The sequence below is a fragment of the Arenibacter algicola genome (assembly GCF_018860365.1).
In the GTDB taxonomy this organism is placed as follows: domain Bacteria; phylum Bacteroidota; class Bacteroidia; order Flavobacteriales; family Flavobacteriaceae; genus Arenibacter; species Arenibacter algicola_B.
Genome location: NZ_JAHKPO010000001.1, coordinates 105,883 through 127,707, shown reverse-complemented (window position 1 = coordinate 127,707; position 21,825 = coordinate 105,883). Strand labels below are relative to the sequence as shown.

18 protein-coding genes are annotated in these 21,825 nt (G+C 40.8%); 5 read left to right on the top strand and 13 right to left on the bottom strand.

Annotation, left to right across the window (positions count from 1 at the left end; all coding sequences use genetic code 11):
- Positions 1–35 precede the first annotated feature (35 nt).
- From KO529_RS00570 to KO529_RS00555, 4 genes are all read right to left on the bottom strand, one after another.
- The gene (locus KO529_RS00570) at positions 36–269 is read right to left on the bottom strand and encodes a thioredoxin family protein (protein WP_111624247.1); all 234 of its coding nucleotides are present in this window, start codon (positions 267–269) and stop codon (positions 36–38) included.
- A 195-nt stretch (positions 270–464) separates the two neighbouring features.
- Positions 465–944, bottom strand: coding sequence for a GNAT family N-acetyltransferase (locus KO529_RS00565; protein ID WP_215946005.1), 480 nt, complete (start codon positions 942–944; stop codon positions 465–467).
- Between the two features lie 65 nt (positions 945–1,009).
- Complete coding sequence (locus KO529_RS00560; protein WP_215946004.1) at positions 1,010–2,149, bottom strand: PepSY-associated TM helix domain-containing protein; 1,140 nt, start codon at positions 2,147–2,149, stop codon at positions 1,010–1,012.
- Between the two features lie 32 nt (positions 2,150–2,181).
- Entirely contained in the window at positions 2,182–4,605 is a 2,424-nt protein-coding gene (locus KO529_RS00555; RefSeq protein ID WP_215946003.1) for a TonB-dependent receptor, read from the bottom strand.
- Between the two features lie 632 nt (positions 4,606–5,237).
- On the opposite strand from KO529_RS00555, the gene KO529_RS00550 reads away from it, so the two are divergent.
- Positions 5,238–6,575, top strand: a complete 1,338-nt coding sequence (locus KO529_RS00550; protein WP_215946002.1) for a Gfo/Idh/MocA family protein — start codon at positions 5,238–5,240, stop codon at positions 6,573–6,575.
- 226 nt (positions 6,576–6,801) lie between these two features.
- Here the strand turns inward: KO529_RS00550 and KO529_RS00545 are convergent, their stop codons facing one another.
- The 3 genes from KO529_RS00545 to KO529_RS00535 all read right to left on the bottom strand — a co-directional run bounded on the left by KO529_RS00545 (position 6,802) and on the right by KO529_RS00535 (position 10,150).
- Positions 6,802–7,386 carry a YdeI/OmpD-associated family protein gene (locus tag KO529_RS00545; RefSeq protein ID WP_215946001.1) on the bottom strand — a complete coding sequence of 195 codons (585 nt, stop codon included), beginning with the start codon at positions 7,384–7,386 and terminating at the stop codon, positions 6,802–6,804.
- Positions 7,387–7,469: 83 nt separating this feature from the next.
- Positions 7,470–7,985: a GNAT family N-acetyltransferase gene (locus KO529_RS00540; protein ID WP_215946000.1), complete on the bottom strand. Its 516-nt coding sequence runs from the start codon at positions 7,983–7,985 to the stop codon at positions 7,470–7,472.
- 197 nt (positions 7,986–8,182) lie between these two features.
- Complete coding sequence (locus tag KO529_RS00535) at positions 8,183–10,150, bottom strand: DUF2075 domain-containing protein (protein WP_215945999.1); 1,968 nt, start codon at positions 10,148–10,150, stop codon at positions 8,183–8,185.
- A gap of 220 nt (positions 10,151–10,370) precedes the next feature.
- On the opposite strand from KO529_RS00535, the gene KO529_RS00530 reads away from it, so the two are divergent.
- Entirely contained in the window at positions 10,371–11,003 is a 633-nt protein-coding gene (locus KO529_RS00530; RefSeq protein WP_215945998.1) for a 7-carboxy-7-deazaguanine synthase QueE, read from the top strand.
- Positions 11,004–11,423: 420 nt separating this feature from the next.
- Here KO529_RS00530 and KO529_RS00525 read toward each other — a convergent pair whose 3' ends face one another.
- From KO529_RS00525 to KO529_RS00500, 6 genes are all read right to left on the bottom strand, one after another.
- A complete protein-coding gene (locus tag KO529_RS00525; protein ID WP_215945997.1) occupies positions 11,424–12,638 on the bottom strand; it encodes a DNA polymerase Y family protein in 1,215 nt (404 codons plus the stop codon).
- 384 nt (positions 12,639–13,022) lie between these two features.
- Positions 13,023–13,193, bottom strand: coding sequence for a DUF6747 family protein (locus KO529_RS00520; RefSeq protein ID WP_170126329.1), 171 nt, complete (start codon positions 13,191–13,193; stop codon positions 13,023–13,025).
- 384 nt (positions 13,194–13,577) lie between these two features.
- On the bottom strand, positions 13,578–14,444 hold the full coding sequence (locus KO529_RS00515; protein ID WP_215945996.1) for an acyl-CoA thioesterase: 867 nt from the start codon (positions 14,442–14,444) through the stop codon (positions 13,578–13,580).
- 44 nt (positions 14,445–14,488) lie between these two features.
- Positions 14,489–16,030 (bottom strand): acyl-CoA carboxylase subunit beta, encoded by a 1,542-nt coding sequence (locus KO529_RS00510; RefSeq protein WP_215945995.1) that lies wholly within the window; start codon positions 16,028–16,030, stop codon positions 14,489–14,491.
- 45 nt (positions 16,031–16,075) lie between these two features.
- Positions 16,076–17,554: an acetyl-CoA carboxylase biotin carboxylase subunit gene (gene accC / locus KO529_RS00505; protein WP_215946202.1), complete on the bottom strand. Its 1,479-nt coding sequence runs from the start codon at positions 17,552–17,554 to the stop codon at positions 16,076–16,078.
- 13 nt (positions 17,555–17,567) lie between these two features.
- Complete coding sequence (locus tag KO529_RS00500) at positions 17,568–18,047, bottom strand: acetyl-CoA carboxylase biotin carboxyl carrier protein subunit (RefSeq protein WP_215945994.1); 480 nt, start codon at positions 18,045–18,047, stop codon at positions 17,568–17,570.
- Between the two features lie 609 nt (positions 18,048–18,656).
- On the opposite strand from KO529_RS00500, the gene KO529_RS00495 reads away from it, so the two are divergent.
- Genes KO529_RS00495 through nosZ form a run of 3 tightly spaced genes read left to right on the top strand, consistent with a single transcriptional unit; the run spans position 18,657 to position 21,756 of the window.
- The gene (locus tag KO529_RS00495) at positions 18,657–19,163 is read left to right on the top strand and encodes a c-type cytochrome (protein ID WP_215945993.1); all 507 of its coding nucleotides are present in this window, start codon (positions 18,657–18,659) and stop codon (positions 19,161–19,163) included.
- 15 nt (positions 19,164–19,178) lie between these two features.
- Positions 19,179–19,760: a fasciclin domain-containing protein gene (locus KO529_RS00490; RefSeq protein WP_215945992.1), complete on the top strand. Its 582-nt coding sequence runs from the start codon at positions 19,179–19,181 to the stop codon at positions 19,758–19,760.
- A 34-nt stretch (positions 19,761–19,794) separates the two neighbouring features.
- The gene (gene nosZ / locus KO529_RS00485) at positions 19,795–21,756 is read left to right on the top strand and encodes a Sec-dependent nitrous-oxide reductase (protein ID WP_215945991.1); all 1,962 of its coding nucleotides are present in this window, start codon (positions 19,795–19,797) and stop codon (positions 21,754–21,756) included.
- Positions 21,757–21,825: the final 69 nt, after the last annotated feature.

Sequence of the window (21,825 nt, the reverse complement as noted above, 5' to 3'; positions counted from 1 at the left end):
ATATTAGGAATCCTAACTTTTAAGGTTAAATTTTTTTAACCCTTTACATCTGCCATGGAGGCGCCAAAGTTAATGTGCAGTACATTTCCAGTAGGGGTGACCAAAGCTGGAACCGATTTAACGCCGGCTTTTTCGGCCTCGGGAATGCGCGATTTGCTGGTTCCGAAATGTACAATTTCCACATTGTCCTTTCCTACTAGTTCTAAGATCTCATGTTCTGCACTAAGGCATACGGGACATCCTGCGTGATAAAAAACAGATTTTTTCATTGTTCTAAAATTTAGGTTATAGCACTATTGCCATACAAATATAGTAAGGAATCCTAACTAAACAAATTATTATGAATATTTTAATATGAAATAGACCTAATTTGAAAGGGGTATTGGTTCTAGTTGGATTAGAATTTTCTGGAGAGCTGTTCCTGAATGCACCTGTAAATCCGGGCTTCCGGTTTCTTAAAACGATTACTCTTTAAGGTTTAATTCAAAATACTTGGCCGATTCGTGGGGATTATGGCGATAGGCAGAAATTTCTTTAAAACCATGATCAGTATACAATTTTATGGCCGATTTCATAAAGTCGGCCGTGTCCAATTTTACACTGTCGTATTGTAGTTTTCTGGCGGTATCCAGGCATTGCTTCAATAACAGTTGCCCTATGCCCAAGCCTCTGCTATTGGGTTTTACATACATTCTTTTAACTTCACAATCCTGCTGGTTGAATCTACGTATCCCAGCGATGCCAACGGCCTCCCCGTTTATATAGGCAATATATAATCCCCCATCCTCAGGATTGTACATTTCGGGCAGACCCGCCATTTCCTTGTCAAAATTTTGAAAGGATAGATCAATGCCCAGCCAGGCTACATATTCCAAAATCAATTCCTTTGCCGCTAAATAGTCGGTTGTTGTTTGGGCCAGTTTTATTTCGATCTTGGGCTTCATGCAGGATTAATCGGTAAATCTATTGGTTGAAAAGTACGGAATTATTTTGATTTTTTTCTCCTGTATTAGGCTTCTATTTTTACCAAACTCTTTTTCTTTTTATACGTCCTGCCATACCAAAGTAATATTCCGGTTACGGGCAGACTAGCGGTAAGCAGGCTCACCAAAAAGGCAATTATTTTTCCGGCAATGCCCCCTATGGCCCCAATATGGATGTCATAGTTCATTCGTAGAATTTTGTCCGCTACCTTGGCATTTTCATATTTACCGTATATACCTGGGGTATCTATTTCCTCTAGGGTATGTTGGTCAAAAAACCGAAAGTCCGAATCGTAGTATAGACCAGAACTATTGGAAACTTCTACATAAATACTTGCATCCGGGCCTGTGGGATAGTGAAGTTCAAAACTTTCCGCATCGGGCGATGCTGCCTGAAGTTTGGGAATAAGAAGGTCAATCGGCATTACACCTTCGCCTTGGCTTGGGGAGCCAATATTTTCAGGAATTATAAATGCAGCTTCCTTGTCTCCCCCCAAAGATTTATAAAGTACATACTTCATCCAATTATAGGACATTACCGAGCCCGTAAAAGCAAGGATCAGGGCTAGTGAACATATGTAAAAACCTATTATGGTATGAAGGTCAAAGTTCTTTCGTTTCCAACGGGTAGTATCTTTCCAGCTAAACCTTAAGCGTTGTTTAAGATTTTTCCGCTTCTTAGGTACCCAAAGGAAGATTCCGGAAAGGATTATTGCCATAAATATAAGGATGGACGCTCCTACCACCTGTTCCCCAATTTCTTTTGGCAACCATAGCCGCATATGCCCTTTTAGGATAAAGGCAAAAAATCCGGATAAATGGTCATCCACCTGTATCACCTTGCCAGTATATGGATTTAGAAAAACACTTTGGTAAAATTCTGGTTGCGGGTCGTAAAAAATAACCTCAATGGCATCATCCGCCTTTTTAAATAGGGTGCCATGTATATGGTTATCGGGGAAAACCTCCTTGGCATACATTTTGGCCTCAGTAGGGGTAAGAATGGGTTCGTTTTGGGGGCTTACCTTTTTATAGTCGTCATATAGACTTTCAATCTCATCCCTAAAGGCCCAGCAACAGCCGGTAATCGCAACAATAAATACAACGATACCAGTGGTAAGGCCTAAAATTTTATGAAGTTCGAAGATAATTTTTCTGAGGTTCATTTGTGCAAGGTTGAAAATCTATATTTTTTTGCTTAAAACTTGTAAGTGAAATTGGCCAATAACACCCTTGGGGCCTGTGGATTTATAGTGGACCAGCCTTTGTAATATTCTTTGTTAAAGGCATTATTTAGCTTTAGGCCAATGCGATATTTGTTGGCTTGGTAATAAAGAGAGGCGTTGGCTATGGTATAACTTGGCAGGATAAATTCTCCTGTGGAGGCATAGTTTATGGCAAAGCGTTCACTTGCCCCGTTAAACCCTAGTCCCATTCCAAAACCGTCCAACATACCCTCCTGTAATTCATAGTTGGCCCAAAAATTATACTGTGTTTCGGGACCGGCCTCCAGGGGTCTGCGATTCAAAATCTCGGTATTGTCAGATTTGGTGGTTTCACTATCGTTATTGCTGAAGCCGGCCCTTAGGTTCAAACCTTTAACGGGGTTGGCGTTGATTTCAATTTCAAAACCTTTGCTTTCCACTTCCCCGCCTTGAATTTTGTTAAAAGGTGAGGAGGGATCGGTGATTACACGGTCTTTTACCTTAATGTTGTAGTAACTAATGGTTGCATTTAATCTATTATTGAACAGATTGGTCTTAACTCCAAATTCCAATTGATTGGCCTGTTCCGGATCAAAGGTTTCCAGAGTCTGCGGTCCCGCGTCCGGATCCCCTACCAATTGGGGGGCAACGTTGGTAAACCCGTTTTGGTAATTGGCGAAGATAGAAAGTTGATCCAAAATTGGTTGGTAAAGCAATCCAAATTTGGGTGATAAAGTGGTTTGGTCATAATCATCATCCACACTGGCCAAGTTGCCTTCATTGTCAAAACGATCTACCCGCAGTCCCAGCATGGCCGATAGGTTATTGCTGATATTTAGGACATCCGAGGCATAAAGACTATAAATCTGATATTTGGATTTAAGGTTCCCTACGGCCTGTGAGGCCAACACGGCATCTACTGCTGCCGTAGATAGGGCATATGTATCGGTTTCCACATCGGCAGTAAAAGGATTGTCCCCATTGGACCCACCTTCTGGAGTTACATTCCCATAGAAGGCATAGCCGGTACTATTATTGATTTCCGTGGCGTTGAAATAATCCAGACCAATTACGACTCGGTTTCTAAGGGAGGCGATCTTAAAATCGCCGATAAAATTTTGCTGTATATCCGTGGTTTGGGTATTGGCGTTTTGTTTGTTGATGAACCTTGTAAAGGTATCGTTCCCTAAGATGCCATAATCGTACAGATAGGAATAGTAGCCCTTTGTAGAAGTGGAACTTTTGGAAAGTAAGGTCTGTGATTGCCAGGTATCGGACAATTTATAGTCCATTTCAATCCTATAATTCTGCGTCGGATTTTCCAAGCTAAGGTCATTGCTTGTAAAGGACAGTTTGTTGTTATAGTTCAACTCCTCCAGGTTTTTGGATTCTGTAGGAGCCCCTCTATTTAGAAACAAGAAGGTAGGGTTGGTCTGTTCCGCCTGTGTAATTTCACCATAGAAGGAGAAGGATAATTTGTTGTTTACCTTGTAGGATAGGGAAGGGGCTACGAAAAAGGATTTTCTAAAGCCGGCATCCTGAAAACTTTGTTCTGTGGAGTAGGAGGTGTTTAGCCTAAAATATAAGTTTTCACTTTTATTGAGTGCCGTATTGAAATCGCCGGTAATCTGGTTTAGTCCGTAAGTACCGGAAGTAAAGGAAAGTTCGCCACCGCTACCGGCATAGGGTTTTTTGGTAACCACATTTATTAGACCGCCATAGGAGCTTACCGCATTGCCGAACAAGGTTGCGGAAGGTCCTTTTAAGACTTCTATCCGTTCTATATTTGCCGGATTTATAGTACCGTTGGTTAAACCTGGTAGGCCGTTTACCAATTGTGGTTGTACGGAGAATCCGCGCATGGAATAGTATCCGGCCCCATCGCCGCCCCTACCTGTGGAGGTCCATAGGTTTTCCACTCCGGCGGCATTTTTAAGGGCATCGTCAAAGTTGGTCACTATCTGTGATTCCAAAAGATCGGTGGTAATAGTGTTGTACACCTGGGTATTTTCGATGTCCTTCAGTGGGAGTTTGGATACATAGGCCGTTTTCTTTCTTGAAAATTTATTGATGCGCTCCCCTTCAACGATTACTTCGGTGAGTATCTCGTTTCCTTCATATAAGATTAGGTCCCCAAGATCTAGTGTTTTTCCGTTGGTAACGGTAAATGGGACATCCCTGGTTCTAAACCCAAGATATGAAATGGATAAGGTGTGTGCGCCGTCGTTAAGATTGGCGATTTCAAAGTGTCCTTTTTCATCGGTCTGGGTCCCTGTTTGGGAATTCTTTACCAGAATATTTACCCCAAATAGAGGTGTTTCGGTGTTGTCCTTTATGGTTCCGCTAACGGTTGGGCCTTGTGAAAATGCTATGGAATTTAGGCAAAGGAGAAGTAGTAATGTTAGTTGGTTTTTCATCTATTCTTATTTAGACTAATAATAAATAATTGTTCGGCGACAAAAATATCTTCTAGAATTGAATTGAGCAAATTATTTATATTAAATCTAAATAAGAAAATGCTAATAGCTGATTTCCAATGGTAAAGGGGTGTTTTAAATCGTTTGGAAGAACAAATCTGTTGGCTTTTTGGGCTTTATCCCCTTATTGATTATTGATAATGGGTACGATTTCTTGGTCCATTGCTGCCAATAATTGCTAATGCGCGGCGGGGCCTCATAAACAGGTTGAGGGATATAATTTCGGTTTGAAGGTAGCCGTAAACTGGTCCTAAGCCATAATTTGGATAAAGACCGCTAATGGATAAATGAAATTTATCGAAAAAAAAGTATGATATATATTATAAACAACAACTAAAGTTGAAAAATTAACAAAAAACTACCCCTGTTAACGTTAACGAATAAAAAAATAATGCTAACTTTCATTGCAAAAGGGGACAAGGTATCTTTTATATGAATTGTAAATGTTGGTCTCCAACGCAAAAATGCCGAATGGGCGCTGGGCTGCTTAAAGGATTAAACGGTTTTGGATTTTAGGTCGGGCCTTTGTATAATGTCAATAAAATTAATAGTTAACGTAAATATAATTGCAAATGAAATCTACGAGAAGATCATTTATTAAAAGAACGGCTGTGGCAAGTTCTGCCGTTATTGCGGCACCTACCATCATCTCATCGACTGTTTTTGGGGCCAACGACCGTATCAATGCGGCAGTTTTGGGGGTCAATGGCCGTGGAAAAAGCCATATCCAGGGCCTCATGGCACAAAAGAATGTGCAGGTTATCACCTTGTGCGATCCGGATATGAACCTTTTAAGGGAACGCCAAAAAACGTTTAAAGAAACCTATAAGAAAGATGTTGCTTTGGAGCAAGATCTTCGTAGGGTAATGGATAATAAGGATATAGACGTGGTAAGTATTGCATCGCCAAACCACTGGCATGCCCTTTCTGTAATTTGGGCCTGTCAGGCCGGGAAGGATGTCTATGTTGAAAAACCCGGCTCCCACAATATTTGGGAAGGCCGTAAAATGGTAGAGGCAGCGGCAAAATATGATCGTATTGTACAGCATGGGGTTCAGTTAAGGAGTTCCCCTGCCGTGAACGAGGCTATTAATTTAATGCGAGACGGATATATAGGAAGGGTTTATATGGCCAGAGGTATTGTTTTTCGTTGGAGGGGCGATATCGGGGACAAAGGTTTCTCTCCCGTTCCGGCAGGAATAGACTATGACCTATGGACAGGACCAGCTCCAAAAAGGCCATTTACCAGAAATTTGGTGCACTACAATTGGCACTGGCACTGGGATTATGGCAATGGGGATGTAGGAAACCAAGGTATTCATGAAACCGATCTATGTATGTGGGGCTTGGATGTAGGGCTTCCTACAAAGATTACCTCTATGGGCGGAAAGTATCTTTGGGACGATTGCAAGGAGGTGCCAGAAGTGCTTACCTCTGTGTATAACTACCCTGAAGAAAGAAAGATCATACAGTTTGAAGTGCGCCCTTGGTGTACCAATACCGAAGAAGGTGCTACCGTAGGTAACATTTTCTATGGCGATAAGGGTATATTGGTCGTAGATGGTTATGACAAGTATAAAACATATCTAGGACAGGATAGGACACCAGGTAAATCTGGCGAGGACGGTGGAGAATCTGGAAGTGGAATGGACCGTGGTGCCGGTGGAACCGACGGACATTTTGCCAATTTTATAGAGGCGGTGCGCAAGCGCGATAAAACTATCTTGAACGGGCCTGTAGAAACAGCCCATCTATCCTCTGGCTTGGCACATTTGGGCAACATAGCCTATAGATTGGACCGTGTCCTTACATTCAATCCAAAATCCGAGTCGTTCATAAACGACCCTGAAGCGGATAAAATGTTAAGACGAGATTATAGGGAAGGATTTGAAGTTCCCGAAAATGTTTAATAACTTTATTTCGATTTATATTTAATTGACTTTAATTGACACTAAATGAATGTTTTGTAATTCTTTTTTATGTGGAATTCATGTATAATAGAAGGTAGCTCCAGATAATAACCATTGTAACCAAATGGTTCGTTGGAGTAATGGCAATGCCCAGGGTCTTGAATCCTGGGCATTGTTTATTTATAATAAGTTTTGGACTGTTGGGATATGTTAATGTCCCTCATTGCTATTGGTCGTTTAACCCCTTGCCCTGAAGAATTTTAGGGGTATATTTTTCCACTCTGTTGGCTCTTGTGGCGGATTGCTTGGCTTGTGAGAAATACAGCAAATACCCCCTTTGTCTTCCTGGTGTTAAGCCTTGGAAGGCAGCTTTTAAATCGGGATCATTATCCAAGGCCTTTTTAAATTCAGTAGGCATATTAAATTCGGAGGTCTTTTTCAATGTCACTTCCAAGCCGGCTTTTTCTACCTCAATGGCCTCAAAAATATAGGCTTTGATAGTAGGTTTTAAATCTATGATTTCCTTTAGGCTTGTAAATCTTAGTTGACGGGCGGCTTGTACGTTCTCGGTTTGTTGGATTAACATATTGTTGGTGTCCTTTAACAGGACTCCTTTATGAAAAAGAAGGGCGCAATATTCTTTAAAACCATGGATTAAGACCACATTTTTGTCTTGGAACGTATAGCAGGGGTGCATCCATTTAAATTCCTCTGTGAGGCCGAAATCCAGGCAGATTTCCCTCAACAAAGTCATTTCCGGTTTCCATTTTTTGGCCCTGTCTAAAAATCTATCCACAACTTTAGGGTTCATAATGTATAAGTTTGTAAGTATTCTATAACCAGGTACTTAATTGCAGTAATTCGCCGCAATTTATAAATTTTCGGCAAATAATATTAATATTTCAGATACATGATGTGATTGGGGTTGGAGTGTGTTTCCGATATTTTAAAATTAAACTCCCCAACAATCTTAAATCCAGCTTTTAAGTAAAAGTTCAGAGCTTTTTGGTTCTCTTTCCAAACAGCCAACCAAATACCTTTCTCATGGTTTTGTTTTGATAATTCAATATTAAAGTCGAATAGTTTTGCACCTAAATTTTTCCCATAAAACTCCTTTAAAAGATACAGCCTGTCCAGTTTTGTTATGGGTAGATCGTTAATGTTTTTGTTGGAAGTGTTTAATTCTATTTTTGAAAACCCTGCAATTTTATCATTGAAATAGACCAGATGGTATAGGATATTTGTATTCTCAAATTCCTTATTAATGGCCGCCTTGTTATAGGTTTTAGCAATAAAGCTGTTGATGTCTTCTTTTGAAGCGCTGTGCCCGTGAGATTCCCAAAAGGCCTGTTTTCCTATTTCGGCAATTATTTGGGAGTGCTCCCTATTTGCCTGTGTTATTTTAATCATTGGGTTTGCTTACTTTTTAGAGGGGTATGTAGACCTACCCATTTTTGGACATCACTAAATTCAACAATTTTTCTTTAATAATGTAAGAAGCTTTTAGTTTTAAAAAAAAGTTGTTTTTGGCACGAGCCTGCCTATGGGTCAGGTAGACGTGAAGCCTGTATGCCGATTTAGGCAGGCTCGAGCTAGCGGGGTTTTATTTATTCAATTTCATTGATTCCAATTTCCCTTAAATATTCATAAGTCTTGTCATAAAATTCTTTTGGTCTAGTGTGATCGAGGTCATTACCTTCTGGAACATAAATGACCATTCCTTGTCTAGCCCTAGTAAGAAGAACTCGGTACGTGTTCTTTAAATATTCTTTGTCTATTTCCTTGTTAATATTTTGCCACTTAGTTCCTTTAAAGTTTTGATATTTCCAATCAGTGTTATTCATATGAAAATTACCACCCCAAGCGATACAAGCCCAATCTATTTCTAGTCCTTGAATATCAAATTCTGTAGCTACTTCTTCTAAGAAATAAGAAGATCGAATATCCTGGCTGTTATTTAAAAACCAACTTGGCGCAGATATTTCATTCTTTACATCAATGCCCAATGGTCTAAGTCGTCTTGCACCAGAGGAACCTATTAATCCGATTCTTTCACTTCCTTTGGCTTTAAACCGAAGCCATTGTTTTGCTTTTTCAAGATTTCTAGATAGAACAATAGGATATGAATTTTTAATTTCAGAGTAAATACGTTGTGAATTTTCAATTTTAATATCTAGTAACTCGTGGATAAAATTGGATAATTGTTCTGATCTAAACGACCTTACAGATACTGCGAGGTGTAATCCGATTTTACTGATACCTTTTCTAACTAACCATTTTTTTGATTCGTCAGATTTTAGGTAATTATCACTATCTAATATTGAACTAGAATAATGAATTTCCCAGTCAGGAAAATGATTTTTAAGTGAATTAATCCATTCTTCCAATCCTGCCTCCCCAGTGTTAATTTCCTGTCCACCACCTATTAAACAAATAATAGTGCACCAATCAGTATGTCTATTCATTACATCAATCAGGAATTCAGGTTCGGATTTGTTAAATTCTTCAATTCCCTTTTTTCTTTTCATGAATGAGCTAACTTGATCATTTGTCCAAGCTCTTTGAGCTTCATCGAAAATTACTACCTTTTCAATTGGAGCTTTATTTGAAAGTAAATTATCATCTCGAAAGTGATGGATGTTTTGAATAAAAGCATTCGCTTTAATCCCAGCCTGCTTCTTGCTCAGTTTTTCATGATTTTCTTTTGCTGTCAATACTTCGTCTCTGGTTAGTGCTTCTCGTAGCACATCTACTAAAGGTCCATTCCCAGATAAAAATACTGCATGTTCATCTTCATCTGCTTTCATTCTTTCTACTGCTATATTCAATCCCGCTAAGGTTTTTCCAGCTCCGGGAACACCGGTCACAAAACATATTGATTTAATTCCCTTTGCTTTTGACTTATCAATGACTGAATTAATACAATCTGCGGTTTTAGAGAGATTGATAGTTCCAGAATCCGATCTTGTTATTTCCTGAACATTATGCCCTTTGTATAGAGCTTGAGCAGCCTCTACAATTGTTGGTGTTGGTTTGTAGATTGAATTTTCCCAATACTCAATATTTATTGGTTCGTTATCAAGGTTTAAAAATTTCTCGAGTGTTTTTGCTAAATCATATTGATTGGACTTCGCAGCAGTTTTATGATCGATAATATGAACATTCTGCTCTTCAACACTTGTAGCATTTGTTGCAACTAAAACTGGGATGAGGTTGATTTTATGACTTCCTTCATGGAAGTTTTTTAGGTCAATCGTGTAATCAATCACTTGTTCGATTGAATGTTTTTCATAGCCGCTATCACCAACTTTAAATTCTATTATAAAGGCAACATTATTAATGATCACAATATTATCAACTCGTTTGCCCATTCTTGGAATTGCAAATTCAAAATAAATTTGACCTTCAAATCCATGAAGTTGGTTTTTTAGAATGGTGATTTGTTTACGCCATGCCTTTACTTGCAATTCTTCAAGTGTTCTATTACTATGATTAGCAGTTAATTCACCTAATACACTTGAATCAGGTTCTAGTAAAAAGTCTTGGATGTTATTGGAGTAATAGGCTCGCTTCATAAAATATTCTCTTGTTTATTTTGGATTGTACTGAATGATAACACAACTGTATCAGTAACTATAGGCATACCCATATACAAACGTATGTTATAAGTGTATTCTTAAGGCTGCAATAAAAATTTAATTTACAATTTTAATTGAAAAGCAGGGGTTAGGGATTGCCAAAATATCTTTTTCTTAATTAGTAGTGCCAGAGCGGGGTATTTTCTATCTTTGCGCCATGGTAAAAGAAGATGTTTTAGCGTTGGTAGATCAAGGCCTTATGCTGCCTCTAATGGAGGAGTTTTACACTATTCAGGGAGAAGGTTTCCATAAGGGGACCGCGGCTTATTTTATTCGTGTGGGCGGCTGCGATGTGGGGTGCCATTGGTGCGATGTAAAGGAAAGTTGGAATGCGGAAACCCACCCTCCAACAGGGATAGACCATATTGTATCCAATGCGGCCAAATATTCCGATACCATAGTCATTACCGGGGGAGAACCCCTTACCTGGGATATGGGGCCCCTAACGAAAGCTCTAAAGGCTAAAAACCTAAAGACCCATATAGAGACTTCCGGAGCCTATCCGCTTTCCGGAACCTGGGACTGGATCTGTCTGTCCCCTAAAAAGAACAAGTTGCCAGAAGGGATTATCTATGACAAGGCGCACGAACTAAAGATGATCGTGTACAATAAGCACGACTTTATTTTTGCCGAGGAACAGGCGGCCAAGACCAATAAGGATTGTATTTTGTACCTACAGCCGGAATGGAGCGTAAGGGACAAGGTAGTTCCCTGGATCGTGGAGTATGTAATGCAAAACCCCAAGTGGAAAGTGTCCCTGCAGACCCATAAGTATTTGAATATTCCCTAAACGTAAGTTGAATGTTCAAAGTTGGAAAGTTTAAAGTTAAAGATCTTGGAATACAGGATGCTCACTACTACTTAATAAACCTATTTCCTAAACCATAAGCTGGCACCCCTTCCGTCTCCTCTCCTGATAGTTGAGGACCCACCTTCCCCTAACTAGGGGAAGGAGCCTTTTTTAGCGTGATTGCAATTTTTGCTGTCTACTACGATTTCTATTACGTCTACCTAGAGGCCGGTAGACAGGCCTGCCTGCAGTTATGTAGGCCGAATCCCCTAAATGACTTTCGATTTATATCCTCTAGTCTCTAGTCTCTAGTCTCTAGATTCTAGTTTCTTTTTTCTCACTACTCCACACCGATTCCCTACAACTGTCGAATCGTTTTTTAAACTTTAAACTTTCCAACTTTGAACTTTAAAAACAGTCTCACTGTTTCCTATGTGCCAATACAATAGGGGGCTGGCCGTTGAACGGATTCTGCATTCTGCCAATGGTCTTGGCATCCATACCAGAGGCCCTTATAACGCTCTTGTCCCCATAGCGTTCCCTAATCTTGTCCAAGGCGTTGTATAGGTTTAATATTTCCTCGGTATCATCAAATAGATCTATCTGGTAGTTGCCCTGAACCAAGTGACTGAAACGAATACCGATAAGCCTAATCAACAGCCTTTTGTTGTAAAGTGTATTGAACAGGTCCAAAATCTTGGGAATCAGAATATGGTCCGCACTGGTATACGGAATCTTTAATTGTTTGGAATAGGTATTAAAATCCGAATAGCGAATTTTTACCGCAATGCAGGCCGTAAGTTTTTTTCCCCTCCGCAGCTGATAGGCCAGATTCTCGGTCATGGCAATAAGGATTCCCCGTAGTTTAATGACATCTATGGTATCCCTCTCAAAAGTACGTTCGGTGGAAATGGATTTACGTTCGGAAAAGGGGATAACAGGGGTGTTGTCTATACCATTGGCCCGTTTCCATATTACGCCCCCATTGGCACCCAATACCCGCTGCATCATATCCATGGGCATTTCCTGGATGGTTTTTATTTGCCGCAACCCCAAATTTCTTAGGGTCTGATAGGTCTTGTCACCTACCATAGGTATTTTTTTAATGGATAAGGGCGCTAAAAAAGGTTTCTCGTGGCCTATATCTATCTTCAGTTCATTGTTGGGTTTGGCCTCATTGGTGGCTACTTTGGATACTACCTTGTTTACCGACAGGCCAAAGGAAATGGGAAGTCCGGTTTCCTTGATAATCTTATGGCGTAGCTCGGTAGAATATTGGTGGCAACCATAAAACCGGTCCATTCCCGTAAGATCTGCATAAAATTCATCTATGCTTGATTTTTCGAAGACTGGTACCTGCTCTTTGATAATATCGGTTACGATATCCGAATGTTTGCTATAGGTTCCCGCATTCCCTTTTATGATAATGGCTTCCGGACAGAGTTCTTTGGCCATTTTCATAGGCATGCCGGAATGCACCCCAAAACCTCTGGTCTCGTAGCTGCAGGCGGCCACCACGCCTCTGTCGCTAACGCCACCAACGAGTATGGGCCTATGCTCCAATTTACTGTCCTGAAGTCGCTCTACGGATACAAAAAAGGTATCCAAATCCAAATGAAGTATTGTCTTGTTCATTGCACACCAAAAAAAGGTATGCTAAATTATGGAATATTTCCAATATTTTGGATAATATCCATAATTTATTTAAAAGCAACTTATCATTGGATCAACATCAAAAAAAACATCTGTCAAGGTTATATTGTTCAAGTGGGGGAACTACATAACATCAAAAAAAATAGTGTAAAATTGAAAGTTTGCAGAACCTAATGTTTTTGCAACAAAAAAATACTATTCAAAGGTATATAGCAGGATCGAGAACAAGGCAAGGAAAAAGCAAAGGAAGACCAAGATCAATAACAATTTTAGTGTCATTGGAACCTCGATTCCATCACTTTTTCCTACCAATAATTCCCTTAAATACTGCATGCCTTTCATATTAATTAATGCATTTCTTCTTAATTAGTCCCAAGCAAATCCGGTTACCAGTCTAAAAATGAAAGCGTACAATACTACGGCAAACATAGCTACACTGAACCATAAGAAAGCTTTGAAATAATTTCTGACAATAATGCTTCCTAGGTTTTTGAATCCTTCGGCATAAATTTCTTTAACGAGTAATAATGTCTTCATATCTTTTATTTAATGTTATAGGGCAAAATTCGACCAGCCTTGCCCTAAACAGAAATTTAGTGGTTAAAAGGGGAAAAAAATGGTTAAAAAACGAATAGGGAATTTTTGTTCGGATGAATGGTTATTTACCAAGGATAAACAGCAGTTGGCATCCTAAACGCAAATAGTATTTCAAGGATGTTAATGGTAGTTTGGCAGATTGCAATTGGTCTATCTTAGTCCGAAAATAATTGGCCCAAGCAAGATTGGTCCAAGATCCAACTCATGGAGAAAGTAAGGGTATTGATTTGTCCGGTACTGGGCAGTCCTAAGAATTTAATACAACAAAGCACTTTCCAAATAGGTGAAAAGTGCTTTGTTAATTACAGGAGCCTATTAATAGTGTTAACCTATCTGAGTGTTGCGCATTAACCCTTCCTGTGCCACAGAGGCTACCAGAACACCATTTCTGTCAAAAATACTGCCCCTGGAAAAACCTCTGGAATTACAGGCACTGGGACTGTCCATAGTGTATAAAAGCCATTCGTCTATTTTAAAATTCCTGTGGAACCAAATAGCATGGTCTATACTGGCATAAAAGGTCTTTCCCTTTCTAAGTTCTTCGCGATGGGGGAGGGAGGCGGTGGTAAGAATGTTGTAATCGGAGGCATAGGCCAATAATTGTTGCTGTAGGGGCAAATCGGCATTTACCTTTTCCGTAGCGCGCATCCACATATGGTTGAATGGCGGGCCGTCTTTGGCAAGTAGGGCGGTTAACCGTTCAACGGGCTTAAATTCAAATACTTTGGGATGGGTAAGCTTTATAAGATTATAGGAGTCCGGATCCGTTTTTTTCATTTCCTCAATTTGCTCCAAGCTGTTCATCAACTTTTTGGGGGTAATTAAATTGGGCATGGTGATCTGGTGCTCCACACCATCTTCCTTGACCTGAAAGGATGCTGCCATATTAAATATGGCCTTGCCGTTTTGTTTTGCTACCACTCTACGTGTGGTAAAACTACGTCCGTCCCTCAGACAATCTACTTCATAGGTAATGGGAATGCTCAGGTCTCCCCCCAGAATAAAATAGCCGTGCATGGAATGGGCCATCTTATCATCGGAGACTGTTTGGTAGGCGGCGTGCAATGACTGACCCAAAACCTGTCCCCCAAAAACCCTGCCCCAGGGGGCCTGATAGTTTTGTCCCACAAAGGTATTGTCATTGATTCTTTCCAACGTTAATAATTGTATTAGTTCTTCTAAGTTGCTCATGTTCTGTTATCGATTCAAAATTACGCTAAGTGATCAGCAATAAATTACAAAGGTATATTACCGTGTTTTTTCTTTGGCAGATGCACCACTTTATTTTCCAGCAGCGCAAAGGCTCTTATTAATTTCCTGCGGGTATCCTTGGGAAGGATTACTTCATCTATAAACCCTCTTTCCGCTGCGCTATACGGATTGGCAAACTTATCGGCATATTCCTCCTCTTTTTCCTTTAGTTTGGCCTCTGGATCCTCTGCAGAATCTATTTCTTTCCTAAAGATGATCTCACTAGCTCCTTTGGCACCCATTACCGCAATTTCGGCACCGGGCCATGCATAGTTAAGGTCGGCCCCAATATGTTTGGAGTTCATCACATCATAGGCGCCACCGTAGGCCTTTCGGGTAATAACGGTTACTTTGGGAACCGTGGCCTCACTAAGGGCATAGAGCAGCTTGGCACCATTGGTTATTATGCCGTTCCATTCCTGATCGGTACCTGGCAGGAATCCGGGAACATCTACCAATACCAAAAGGGGAATATTGAAACAATCACAAAAACGGGTAAATCGCGCCGCTTTTTTGGAACTGTTTACATCCAAGACCCCGGCCAGACTCATGGGCTGATTGGCAACGATCCCGATACTTTTTCCCGCCAATCTGGCAAAGCCCACGACTATATTTTCGGCATAATGCTTATGGACCTCAAAGAATGGGGAATCGTCTATGATTTCATTGATGATATGCCTCATATCATAGGGCTGATTGGCATTTTCCGGTATAATGGTTTCCAGCTTTTCCCGGATCTCGGTATTTAGGGAATAGGGGAGTGGCTGTGGCACTTCCTCACAATTTTGGGGCAAGAAACCAATGAGTTCCTTAATCTGCGCAATGCACTCCAAGTCGTTTTCCGCTGTAAAATGGGTGACCCCGGATTTGGTGGCATGGGTCATTGCCCCGCCCAATTCTTCGGAACTAACGGCTTCATTGGTCACGGTTTTAACCACATTGGGTCCGGTGACGAACATATAGCTGGAATTTTCCACCATCAGGGTAAAGTCGGTCATAGCCGGGGAGTAGACTGCTCCCCCGGCACAAGGGCCCATAATGGCGGATATTTGCGGAATAACCCCGGAGGCCATTACATTCCGGTGAAAGATATCGGCATAGCCGCCAAGCGATCTTACCCCTTCCTGTATTCTTGCGCCGCCGCTATCGTTCAATCCAATAATGGGCACTCCTATTTTCATGGCCATATCCATTACCTTGCATATTTTTTCGGCATGGGTCTCGGAAAGAGAACCTCCAAATACGGTAAAATCCTGGGCAAAAACACAGACCTGTCTACCAGCAATTGTTCCATAACCCGTGACTACCCCATCTCCATAAAATATTTGTTTGCCCATACCAAAGTCTTTGGTCCTATGGGTTACCAGGGTACCCAATTCTTCAAACGAACCTTCGTCCAACAGAAAATGAATTCGTTCACGTGCAGTAAGCTTGCCTTTCGAATGTTGGGTTTCAATACGTTTTTGGCCGCCACCCAATTTTGCCTTGGCAATTTTATCTTCCAGTGTTTTTATGTTTTCCTTCATTAGGTAATACTTTTTGCCATTTAAAAATTTTGGTCCATGTGGCGTTTATCTCTTGGTTCTTTTAAAGGACCAATTGGAGTTTTTATAGGCGGGAAGCTTTAGTTGCTCCTGGTGCTCTAAGAGCAGTTTTAACCCTACTATAGCCGCAATTTCACGCTCCTCTGTATATTGCTGGTGCAGCAGTTCCGGAGTATAGAAATTCCTAACAAAATGGGTGTCGAAATTCCCTGAAGTAAAGGCCTCATGTTCACAGACAAACTTCCCAAAGGTTAGGGTAGTGGATATTCCCTTTATCTTATATTCCGATATGGCATTGATCATTAGTTGAATGGCTTCTTCCCTGTCTTTGCCATAGGTAATTAATTTGGCCAACATGGGGTCGTAATAAATGGGTATGGTCATACCTTCCTCAAAACCGTCATCCAATCTTATTCCTTTGCCCTCCGGACGCTTATAGGTTTCCAAAGTACCTATGCTGGGTAGAAAATTGTCCAATGGATCTTCGGCATAGACCCTAACTTCCAGGGCATGTCCCTTTATACTTAAATTTTCCTGTGAAAATGCCAGTTTTTCATTTCTGGCAATTCTTATCTGTTGTTCCACCAAATCTATGCCGGTAATTAGTTCTGTTACAGGATGTTCTACCTGTAGGCGGGTATTCATTTCCAAAAAATAGAAATTTTTATCACTGTCCAAGAGGAATTCCACCGTTCCGGCCCCTACATAGTCGCAGGCCTTGGCTACTTTTATGGCAGCTTCTCCCATGGCGGCTCTTATTTTTGGGGTCAATATGGCCGATGGAGCTTCTTCCACTACCTTTTGATGTCTTCTTTGTATACTGCATTCCCTTTCAAAAAGATGTATAATATGGCCAAAATTATCGGCCAATATCTGGATTTCTATATGTCTGGGAGATTCAATGTATTTCTCCAAAAAGACGGCACCGTCTCCAAAGGCCGCCTTGGCCTCGCTAATGGCACGTTCCATTTGCTCCTCTAATTCCGATGGCTGTTGCACCACCCTCATTCCTTTACCGCCACCACCGGCGGAGGCTTTTATTAAAATGGGGAACCCGATCTCTTCGGAAACTTTCCGGGCCAGGGTAATATCGGTAATGGATTCCTCAATTCCAGGTACCATGGGAATATTGTAGGCCTTTACAGCCTCCTTGGCTGCCAATTTATTGCCCATAACCTTTATGGCATGGGGTTTAGGGCCTATAAAGGTAATTCCGTTATCGGCTACCAGTTGGGCAAAAACGGCGTTCTCACTTAAAAACCCATAACCTGGATGGATAGCTTGGGCCTTGGTCTGTAAGGCTGCCTCCACAATTTTGTCCATATTCAAGTAAGATTCTGAAGAAGGTGAATTTCCCAAATGCACTGCTTCATCGGCAAATCTTACATGGGGCGACTCCCGATCGGCATCAGAATAGACCGCTACTGTTTTTATTCCCATATTTTGCGCCGTCCGCATGATGCGTAAAGCTATTTCTCCACGGTTAGCTACCAATATTTTTTTTATCTCCATACTAAGGCTATTCCATTTCAATAATTAGCTGTCCTTTGTCAACTGCATCATTAACATTGACTTCAATTTTCTTTACAACGCCTTCTCCCGGGGAAGTGATGATATTTTCCATTTTCATGGCCGATAGCACGATCAGCGGGGTGCCCGCTTCTACCTTTTGTCCTGCCTTGGCCATAACATCTATAATGAGTCCGGGCATGGGGGCTTTAATATTATTTATTTTATGGGTTTTGGTAGATAACAATCCCATTTTGTCTACCATTTGATCATATTCATCTGCTAGGACCATTGCATAACTATCCCCATTTACCTCTATGGTCATAGTTTTGTTGGCATAATCGGTATTCAAGATTTTGATCTTATAAGAGCGGTTGTGCCTTAGGGCATGAAATTGCTGATTGCCTATAGGAACAATATCCAAGGAAGCAATATCCTCGGGACTTAAAATGAATTTTTCCTTATCGATACTAATATCGTAGTTGGCCATAAAAAACGGGTTCACAATTTGGCCCAAGCTTATTTTGTTAAGACCATGGCCGCGATTAATAATAAAATAATAGAGGATTAAAAAGTTCTGGTTAAATGTAAAATGGCAATAAACCCTTCCATATTGTTCCAAACCTTATTTATCCCAAACTTGGACCTTCAATTTTAAGATTGAAAGTAAATTGAAATGGCCCTAAAAATTTTAGTGACCAATAGCACCAATGTTTCTGTTTAACTGCTTTTACTAAGATATGTAAAAGATTTAAAAGACAGATACTGCCGAGCCAATTCCCGGTTTCCGAGAATTATTTTATCCCTGGGGTTGAAGGGGCATTGTTTTGAAAAACAATTGTTTAGGGTTTAACTCAGGGAGTTATTATAAAATAAGAACGCTGTTATAGGTTTCATTCCGATAAAAAGGTAAAAAAAAGGACAATTTTATCCTTAATATGATTTTTATCATGTTTTTTGTTTCAATGGCAACCTAATTTTGTCCCAATAAATTGTTAAAAATCGCAAATTATGTATAAATCTTTCTAAGCAACAACGATCAATATCAATATTACGAATATTTAAAAACGACCTATAAACAACAAATAAAAATAAAGTGATGAAAATAATTTTAAAAAGTAGCGCAGTTCTTTTTTCAGTTTTAATGATGAGCTGTGGAGGTAAGGAAGAAAAGAAAAAAGAAGGCTTTAGTGTGGACAGGGCAAAAACCACAACAGAACAACCTGCACCAGCGCCTGCGGCAACAGATACAAAACCCTCTGAGACCGTAGATTTAACAAACAAAGGAGTGGGGCCAATTACCTCGATAAGCTTGGCGGCCGAAGTAGATCAAGAGATGGCTAAAAAAGGTGAAGAAATTTACAACCAAATGTGTTTGGCCTGTCATAGGGTGGATAAAAAATTCATAGGGCCGGCCCCAAAAGGTGTTTTGGAAAGACGTAGCCCTGAATGGGTCATGAACATGATCCTGAATCCTGAAGGTATGGTTAAGGAAGATCCATTGGCAAAAGCTTTGTTGGCCGAATTTAACGGTGCTCCTATGGCCAATCAAGGTCTTACCGAAGAACAGGCCAGAGCAGTATTGGAATACTTTAGAACCTTATAATAAATACATAGTATTATGTTCCCGACAACCAATTTAAAATCATTTATGTTATCGTTTCTTATGTTGAGCGTTTTGTTCAGTTGTAAAAACGAACCCAAGACGGCAACGTCCCCTACTCAGGATAAAGCTGGGACGGAGGAAGTTGAAAAACAGGGCCAGGCCTTTATCGACGATGATGGTTCCACACCCAATGTTCTGCAGATTGCCATAGGTTCCCCCGACCATACTACTTTGGTGGCAGCGGTCCAGGCCGCAGGATTGGAAAACGCCTTGGTAAATGCAGGTCCCCTAATGGTATTTGCCCCTACCAATGAGGCTTTTGCCGCACTACCTGCAGGTACTGTGGAGGATCTTTTAAAACAGGAGAACAAAGATGCTTTGGCCAATATTCTAAAATATCATGTTACCGCTGGTAATTACAGCAAGGAATTCTTAATGAAGTTTAAAAAATTGGGGCAGGCCAATGATCAGAACGCCACGGTTGAGGTAGTAGGAGACGATGTGTTGGTCGGTGGTGCCAAAATTTTGGCCAGTGTACCTGCGGGCAACGGAATTGTACATGTGGTAGACAAAGTAATGTTGCCCCCAACAGAATAATTATAGAACTCAATAATCAATTAAATCAAAAACAATGAAAAAGCATACCTATTTAGTATTGGGACTCCTGGGCTTTGCCGCCCTATTGACTAGTTGCGGTAACGGCAACCAGGGCAAAGGTTCTTCCGGAGCATTGAATTCGAGCAATGCCGAAAAAGTCTATGTAGCCCCTGGGGAACATGACGAGTTTTACGCTTTTATGTCCGGGGGATATAGTGGCAACCTAACAGTTTATGGCCTGCCATCTGGACGTATGTTCAAGGAAATCCCCGTGTTCTCTCAGTTTGCCACCTCAGGCTACGGCTATTCAGAGGAGACCAAGCCAATGTTGAATACCTCTTTTGGTTTTGTGCCATGGGATGACTCCCACCACCCGGATATTAGCCAAACCAATGGTGAATTGGATGGAAGATGGATATTCATAAACGGCAACAACACGCCAAGGATTGCAAGGATAAGCCTTACAACCTTTGAAACAGAGGAAATCATTGAGGTACCCAATAGTGCCGGTAACCACAGTTCGTCTTTCATTACCGAAAACACTGAATATGTCGTTGCAGGAACCCGTTTTTCAGTACCCGTTCCTCAGGCCGATATGCCAATTAAGGAATACAAGGGCAATTTTAAGGGCGCCTTATCCTTTATTAGTGTAGATCCGGAACATGGTCATATGGATATTAAATTCCAAATATTGATGCCTGGGTTTAACTATGATCTATCACATCCTGGACGTGGAAAATCTCATGGTTGGTTCTTCTTTACCACTTATAATACTGAAGAAGCTAACTCGCTTTTAGAGGTTAACGCATCTCAAAATGACAAGGATTTTATTGCAGCTATAAACTGGAAAAAAATCGAAGAATACGTAAACAATGGAGGAGGTACAAAAATGCCTGCAAATTACGCTCATAACGTATATGATGAGTCTACACATACAGCCACTTCAACTATGAAAAAAGAGGTGTTGACCGTAGATCCTACCAAAATACCTGGAGCGGTATTTTTCTTACCCACTCCAAAATCACCTCACGGTTGTGATGTAGATCCTTCTGGCGAATATATTATTGGTAACGGAAAGCTGTCGGCAGATTTAACAGTACACTCTTTTGATAAAATGATTGCTGCCATTGAAGGTAAAAAGTTTGATGGGGAAGCCTATGGCATTCCTATCCTAAAATTTGAGGACGTACTTGCCGGAACTGTAAAAAGTGGTGGTCTTGGGCCATTACATACCGAATTTGACGGTGAGGGTAATGCCTATACTACCTTCTTTATCTCCTCAGAGGTGGTGATGTGGAAATTGGGAACTTGGGAGGTCATCGACAGAAAACCTACCTACTATTCCGTTGGCCACTTGATGATACCTGGTGGCAACTCCAGAAAGCCCTTTGGTAAATATGTGGTAGCTATGAACAAGATTACCAAGGATAGATACCTGCCTACAGGTCCGGAATTGGAGCATTCTGCCCAATTGTACGATATTTCAGGGGATAAAATGGAACTTATCTATGATTTCCCTACTCATGGAGAGCCACATTATGCGGCAGGAATCCCTGCTGAGATCCTAGCGCCAAAATCGCAAAAGATCTATAAGCTGGCAGAAAACAAACACCCATATGCTACCTTAGGGCCAGCTGATGCCAAGGTTGTTCGTGATGGAAAGGATGTACATATTTACATGTCCACCATACGAAGTCATTTCACCCCTGATAACATTGAAGGTGTCAAGGTAGGCGACAAAGTATATTTCCATATTACCAATCAAGAACAGGATTTTGATGTACCACACGGTTTTGCCGTAATAGGTGCCAACACCTCCGAATTGTTGGTTATGCCGGGTCAGACAAAGACAATAATTTGGGAACCTAAGCAAGTTGGGGTATGGCCGTTCTATTGTACCGATTTCTGTTCTGCACTTCACCAAGAGATGCAGGGATATGTTAGGGTTTCACCAGCAAATTCCAACATAGAGCTATCTTGGTCCCTAGGTGAATAAGATTACTTATTATTAGTTTTTAAGATGAAAAGCGGGTCTGGTTTAAGAAACTGCCCGCTTTTTTAACAA